This window comes from Exiguobacterium sp. s131, assembly GCF_018617345.1.
GTDB classification, from domain to species: Bacteria; Bacillota; Bacilli; order Exiguobacteriales; family Exiguobacteriaceae; genus Exiguobacterium; species Exiguobacterium profundum.
Genome location: NZ_JACSJX010000013.1, coordinates 1 through 770 on the forward strand (window position 1 = coordinate 1; position 770 = coordinate 770).

The 770-nt window shown below is 50.4% G+C and carries 6 tRNA genes and 1 rRNA gene; all 7 read left to right on the plus strand.

Going from position 1 to position 770, the window contains the following annotated elements:
- A 5S ribosomal RNA gene (gene rrf, locus KNO69_RS15210) occupies window positions 1–88 on the plus strand; the annotation flags it as partial.
- A gap of 8 nt (window positions 89–96) precedes the next feature.
- Window positions 97–172 (plus strand) — tRNA-Val (locus KNO69_RS15215).
- 9 nt (window positions 173–181) lie between these two features.
- Window positions 182–257, plus strand: a tRNA-Thr gene (locus KNO69_RS15220).
- Window positions 258–298: 41 nt separating this feature from the next.
- A tRNA-Leu gene (locus KNO69_RS15225) sits at window positions 299–385 on the plus strand.
- Between the two features lie 31 nt (window positions 386–416).
- Window positions 417–493: transfer RNA gene (locus KNO69_RS15230), tRNA-Arg, on the plus strand.
- 8 nt (window positions 494–501) lie between these two features.
- Window positions 502–578: transfer RNA gene (locus KNO69_RS15235), tRNA-Pro, on the plus strand.
- 13 nt (window positions 579–591) lie between these two features.
- Window positions 592–667: transfer RNA gene (locus KNO69_RS15240), tRNA-Ala, on the plus strand.
- Window positions 668–770: the final 103 nt, after the last annotated feature.

The window sequence follows — 770 nt, forward strand, 5'->3', positions numbered from 1 at the left end:
CGTTCCCATGCCGAACACGGAAGTTAAGCGTCTCAGCGCCGAAAGTAGTTGGGGGATCTCCCCCTGTGAGGATAGGACGTTGCCAGGCTACATATTGGAGGATTAGCTCAGCTGGGAGAGCACCTGCCTTACAAGCAGGGGGTCGGCGGTTCGATCCCGTCATCCTCCACCATTTACACCTGCCGGTGTAGCTCAGTTGGTAGAGCATCTGACTTGTAATCAGAGGGTCGAGGGTTCGAATCCTTTCGCCGGCACCATTTGATCTTTTTAAAAAGTCTACCGCTAGAAATTATACCTTGCCGGGGTGGCGGAATTGGTAGACGCACAGGACTTAAAATCCTGCGAGGGTTTCCTCGTGCCGGTTCAAGTCCGGCCCTCGGTACCATTAATATTTTCCCATGATGATTATTCGTCTCGCACCCTTAGCTCAGCTGGATAGAGCGTTAGACTACGAATCTAAAGGCCGGGAGTTCGAATCTCTCAGGGTGCACCATTTTTAGACGGGAAGTAGCTCAGCTTGGTAGAGCACTTGGTTTGGGACCAAGGGGTCGCAGGTTCGAATCCTGTCTTCCCGACCATCATCACTTATATGGGGCCTTAGCTCAGCTGGGAGAGCGCCTGCCTTGCACGCAGGAGGTCAGCGGTTCGATCCCGCTAGGCTCCACCATTTTTATTTTTTTACAGACGAACTTTGAAAACTGAACGATGAGGCAAAAATAAGTTTTACAATTTTTGAATGAAGCGCAAGCTTCGTCAATTTAAGAGCTATA